Below are 5,623 nucleotides of genomic sequence, written 5' to 3'. Positions count from 1 at the left end.
GTATAAAACGAAATGTGATATGAAGATGCGTAACCACTATATATGGTTTTAAATTATTCTAAGTAACATTGAAAAATTTAAACCCGTTAAATGCAACGGGTTTATTTTTAAGAAAAACGACTGTTTTACCCTAAAAAATAACTATTTTAAAATATACTTAATTATTAATAAGTTACAAAACAGCTAAAAAATTAGGTAAAAATGCGAAAAAGACTTTATCTGCTTGTTGCAACTTATTTTTTTACTGATATCCTATTGTTCACTGCCGCATAGGCAGCTTAGAAAAAACTGAGATTGACCCTGTATGACAGATGATAGTTCACTGCCGCATAGGCAGCTTAGAAAATAATATAAAATAGTCTGTGTTGCAGCGTTATGTTCACTGCCGCATAGGCAGCTTAGAAATCTATCATTCGAATGTTGTATTCAATAGGTGTGTTCACTGCCGCATAGGCAGCTTAGAAATTAACGTAGATGATATTTCATCCCCGACAATAGTTCACTGCCGCATAGGCAGCTTAGAAAACATACGATATACTTGTGATCACATCTTTTACGTTCACTGCCGCATAGGCAGCTTAGAAATGCCCTAGCTATTGCATTTATTGGACTTGCTGTAAACCAATATTCAAAATTAGACATTCCTACAATAGAATTTGGATTACTTATAATTCAGAATGTTTTTGTGTTTTGCTAAGGCGAGATAAAGCTTAAATTATATAAAATAGAAATATTTTGTTTATTCTAAATTCCAATGTAATTAAATCCAAAATTGAATGTCGGCTTACACTATTGTTGGTCTGTCTAATTTGGATAATTGGTTTATACATTACAACGCACTCAATAATTGAGATAACGTTTGAGGCATTAATGTCGAGTCAAAATCTAACTGATAGCCCGTTGGTGTGGTGATTTTGATCATGGAAGGCTGAGTTAAAGGTTGCTCATGAATAACAAAGGGGAGCACCTGTTGAGGTTTAATTGGTTGAGTTTTATCTGCAAGTCGTTTACGCCAACCATAGAAAGTGGACACGTTAATCTTGTTATCCCGGCAAAATTGAATGATAGTTAAATCGCTACGGTGTTGCTGTGCAAATATGTTTTGCCAGTGTTTTATTTTTTGCTGTTTATTCATAATGACCTCATGTTAATTTGCTGAGATAATTATGCGCAAGCTTGATTAACATTGGTATGTGGGGCTAATTACGCGCTTACATTGATTGTCGGTTGTTCGCATTATTTAGTGTAAATATTTAAATTGAAGAACAGTACAAGTCACAACACACTTAGTTAATAGCATTTGGAACCAAACACGCTAGTAAACACTCCTCTCTTTTAATTTTAAAGAAGTAACTACCTATAAAACTAGTTAAGCATAAATAAATAGATGTTAGCTATATTTAAGCAAAATCAAGTTATTGCAATTTCGGTGTGGAATCAAAACTACAAAAAATGCGCTGGCTTATTTTCATGGATGACTTTTTTCACACCTTTGTTATTGGATTCATTATCCCTCACAAAAGTGTGCGGTTTCATTTGATCAAATCTTTATTGGACATATAGTTATACACAATCAACAGCTGGAGTAAAAAAGCCACCTATTCACAGATTAGGCGGCTTTAATTTTACAATCGGCCGAATAAAACCCGTACCCACCCTAGATAAGATGCTGATCTATTATCTGCACTGAAAATCATTAATGTTCATTTAACAATCCCTCTTTCTTACACTTGTTAACTGAAAAGTTAAACAGCATTAACCCAAGAGCGAGATAGATTAAAGCATTAACAAAAGAAATGGCGTAATTAGAAATTGGAACAATCAAGTTAGGCTCCAAAACTTCAACTTTTATAATCGAAATTACTTTTGCAAATGGCAGAATATTTGTGAGCATTGAGTTCAATTCATGTGGGTAGAAAAATATAGCGATAATTCCTAATTGAACTAATGACAGACCTAAAGATATTCTTTTGTTATAGACAGCAACAGCTCCTATAGTGAAAGATATTCCAACTCCTGTAAGTAGGAACAAAATTATGTGTATACCAAAGAGCTGTGGAAAGTAGATAGGTAATGAATATAAAAAAACAAAAACACATAGCGGTATAAGAGCGCCTAATAAATAGTATGCTACATTTATCACCATTCTAACTGTGTATATCATTGATAATGAATATATTGAAGTTGCTATATGCTCAAAACACCCTAATTTTGACTCTTCGGATATATCTTCAGATACCGTACTGGTTAACCCTAAACTAAATATCCAACTAAAATATCCTACAACTACTGTTGTCACGGAGGTACTAGATAGACCATTTGAGGATAAGTAGTCGGCTGTTTCTGTGATCCCGAACAACACAAATATTGAAGAAAGAATACTAATAAAGAAGTTAAGTGGATACCTTCTGAACATTATTACTCTTCGATTCAACTCTACGTAAGTTAATGACAATACTTTATTCAAATTACTCTCCTTAACAGAGTTTCTAAATCGAAATCTTTTTCATTAACAGACTTGATTTGCGTTATGTCGATATTCCCCATAAACGAAATCAAGTTTTCTTTGTCGCACTCTTCTTCTTTTATTTCATTTAGCGTTTTACAGAAATATTTAACAATAACTGTTGATGATTGTGAGTCATACATAGACAAATTTACTTTAGACTTAACTTTACCGTTATTGATTAATATAGCCTTTTTCCCTAAAGACTGTGCTATTTTTAAGTCATGCGTTGCAAGCAGTATTATTGCTTTTTTGGCATATTCTTTTAAGTATTCAATTAAAAAATCTACCCCTAAAAAATCCATGCCTAATGAGGGCTCATCCAATATTAAGATTGTTGGTTCATGAATGATTGAGGCTCCAAAAGAAACTTTTTGTTGCATACCTCTCGACAATTTTCCGATAGGCTCGTTTAACTTATCTTTTAGTCCCACTTCAATTAGGTATTTATTTGCTCTTTCTTTAGCTTTTTTATGAGATAAACCTTTGAGGACACCAAAATATATCAAATTCTCAATAGGTGTTAATTTATGAAATAAACTCCTATTGCCCTCAAAAAGTAATCCAATATCGCAATTTTTTATTTCTGACTTTCGTTTAGAATCAGATAAATATACTTCACCGCTATAACCTGACAGCAAGTTTGAAATCAGTTTAATAAGAGTTGTTTTCCCTGCACCATTTGGGCCGAGCAATATGCTGATATCACCTTCAAGAAAGGACAAATTAATATTTTCTATTGCTTTGGTTTTGTCATAACTGTAAGAAACGTTTGATATTTCAAGTGACTTCATTAAACAACCTCTTTATGAAAAGCGCTTTTAATTAATTCGGAAGAATCTAACTCCGCACTTTTTAACAACTTCTGTTTAGCTAATGGATTACTTCTTGAATACAAAATTTTATACGCATCCAATCGAACATAATGATTCTTAGATTTAGTCAAACCAGAAAGAATTGAGTCAATATCACTCCCCCCAAACTCTTGTAACATATTGATAAAAGGTTGAGCCATACCTAATAAACCATTTGTTGCAGCCATTTCTGTACGGTCAATAATCAAACTTTTTTGATTGTGCTTTTTGAATCTAAACTGCTCATCCATTTCCTCTGTCATTTCAGGGTCAATTAATACATTTAAACTAATTGAAAGTTCATTCGGTGCAATTTGAGAATGGATATGATGGGACTTTCTATAAAAATGAACATCCCCACGGCCCAATGTTTTTATGCCGTGGTAATCAGCATTTACCTCTTCACCGATATAACCTTTAACTTGGTTTCGATCATAAGAATAAACCTCGGTTGAGTAACCTTCTCCCCACATCCCTACAGTAAGAAAATCAAAGTTATGATCATGAGGCATGTCATAAATATGCAACTCGCTTTCTATATGGGGTAAATCTAGAATATTTTCACTAGGATGCCAAAAGTTCAACCTGATACTACAATGCTCAAATACAGCGCAGATCAATGAATTTTCTGCATATGCATTTTCTATGTCATTACCCTGACAAGCATATAACATTAAAATATTAATTAATTCTTCTTCATTATTTGACAGTTTATGCATTAGATTTGCAATATGTAATACCTCTGAGGATTCATTAAAGTTAGCCTGTGCAACCTCATCTAAGAACATATCAAATTTAATCGTTTCATCAGTACGGTTTACTTCAACCTCTAACTTATACATGCACTGCTTCTCCTAGAAACTCTGCTATATTTTTTCTAATAAAATTGTTTCTATCACTTAAAAGCTTTTGAAAGGTACGTTCATCGTCAATACCTTCAAAATTGTTAATTAATAATCTTGCTGCATTCCACCTAATCGAGAAATATTTGTCATCCAGTAACTTTTCTAACAAGGCTTTATAAGAGTTAGGTAGGCATTTATTACTATTATCTAGAATATTAATAATTGCTTTTAATGCTTCATTTCTTCTATCGCTTTCAATGAAATTTGAAGCAATTTGTTCAAGCTTGAATGTACTAGAGTTGTATACAGATCTAGTCGGACCAAGTGGTTTTCTCTCTAAGACTAAAATAAGTTTTACTTTTTCACCTGAGTAGTAAAAAGCTTTATTCTTTAAAACTGTCGTATTTTCGAATTGTTTTAGGCACACCTTATTTTTGTGTTCAATATTTTGTTCCCAATTTTCAAATAATAATTTCTCTAAGTTGAAGTCAAAGATGTCTATAGTCAGATCGGAAAGAGCCTTCAAAAAATATATTGAATCAGACGCTATTACCTTATCTGAACGATGTAGTTCTCTGATACTAAATTTATAATATTCGTTTTCAAAAAATATTATTGAAATAGGTGTTATAGTCGCTTTTTTAGCTTTTTCAGAAATGAATTTCTCATTTTTTGAAGGGTCTAAGCTACCGAAAACCTCAAGATAATTTGTTAAGAGTTGAGGGATATTAATTCCTTCTAAAAAATCATTAAATATCCGCTCTATGTTTTCAACATCATCATTGTTTGTAGATTGATCTAGTAAGACTTGTTCTAGCTTTAATAAATCCATTTTAATCTCCGCCATTAATGAAAGTAGGCAATATTTATTGCCTACTTTATAATTCCCATGTTTAGAATTACTTCGGTCGCTTATAAATAATTAAACGACCTACGACGCAAGGGAATCCGCCAGCATTCAGCTTACCGTCATCACCTGTCTCTGCAACAAAGTCAGCTGATTTTGGTATTACCTCGATACTAAGTTCCTTTAATTGTTTTTTAGCGTTTTTAAATTTTTTTAACATAATTGGTTCCTTAATATATGTATTTATTTTTAGTAAATAATTTAATGCTAAAGGAGGGACAGACGAATTAACGTAGAAATCAAATATGACTAGTATTCCATTATATTTACTACTAGTAAAAGCAACTCCCCTTCATTTAAGCCTCTATAATGTATATAGAAATTTCTCATTTGTAAAATTGTTTCGGTATGATTTAACTAGAGACTTCCTTAGAGGTAAAATTAAATTAACTAACGAGGTATAAACCAATTATCCAAATTAGACAGACCAACAATAGAATTTGGATTACTTATAATTCAGTATATTTTTGCGTTTTGTTAAGGTGAGGTAAAGCTGAAATTACATAAAATA

General features: G+C 32.1%; 6 protein-coding genes and 1 CRISPR repeat array. All 6 genes read right to left on the bottom strand.

The annotated features are described in order from the left end of the window. Nucleotides 1-257: 257 nt before the first annotated feature. Nucleotides 258-585: a CRISPR direct-repeat array (repeat unit 28 nt; unit sequence GTTCACTGCCGCATAGGCAGCTTAGAAA). A 244-nt stretch (nt 586-829) separates the two neighbouring features. The 6 genes from tnpA to CJF42_RS27840 all read right to left on the bottom strand — a co-directional run bounded on the left by tnpA (nt 830) and on the right by CJF42_RS27840 (nt 5,272). Then, nucleotides 830-1,135, bottom strand: a complete 306-nt coding sequence (gene tnpA, locus CJF42_RS24495) for an IS66 family insertion sequence element accessory protein TnpA (protein WP_095369144.1) — start codon at nt 1,133-1,135, stop codon at nt 830-832. A gap of 561 nt (nt 1,136-1,696) precedes the next feature. After that, a complete protein-coding gene (locus tag CJF42_RS24490) occupies nt 1,697-2,467 on the bottom strand; it encodes a hypothetical protein (RefSeq protein ID WP_095369143.1) in 771 nt (256 codons plus the stop codon). Continuing rightward, nucleotides 2,464-3,300, bottom strand: a complete 837-nt coding sequence (locus tag CJF42_RS24485; protein ID WP_095369142.1) for an ABC transporter ATP-binding protein — start codon at nt 3,298-3,300, stop codon at nt 2,464-2,466. The genes CJF42_RS24490 and CJF42_RS24485 overlap by 4 nt, the downstream gene beginning before the upstream one ends. After that, nucleotides 3,300-4,202, bottom strand: coding sequence for a hypothetical protein (locus CJF42_RS24480; protein WP_095369141.1), 903 nt, complete (start codon nt 4,200-4,202; stop codon nt 3,300-3,302). Before CJF42_RS24480 ends, CJF42_RS24485 begins: the two co-directional genes overlap by 1 nt. After that, a complete protein-coding gene (locus CJF42_RS24475; RefSeq protein WP_141235660.1) occupies nt 4,195-5,037 on the bottom strand; it encodes a HEAT repeat domain-containing protein in 843 nt (280 codons plus the stop codon). The genes CJF42_RS24480 and CJF42_RS24475 overlap by 8 nt, the downstream gene beginning before the upstream one ends. A 67-nt stretch (nt 5,038-5,104) precedes the next feature. Next, entirely contained in the window at nt 5,105-5,272 is a 168-nt protein-coding gene (locus tag CJF42_RS27840; RefSeq protein WP_170940754.1) for a hypothetical protein, read from the bottom strand. Nucleotides 5,273-5,623: the final 351 nt, after the last annotated feature.

The sequence above is a fragment of the Pseudoalteromonas sp. NBT06-2 genome, assembly GCF_002276045.1.
GTDB lineage: Bacteria > Pseudomonadota > Gammaproteobacteria > Enterobacterales > Alteromonadaceae > Pseudoalteromonas.
Note: the sequence above shows the minus strand (reverse complement) of the source record. Positions and strands in the feature narration are given on the sequence as shown.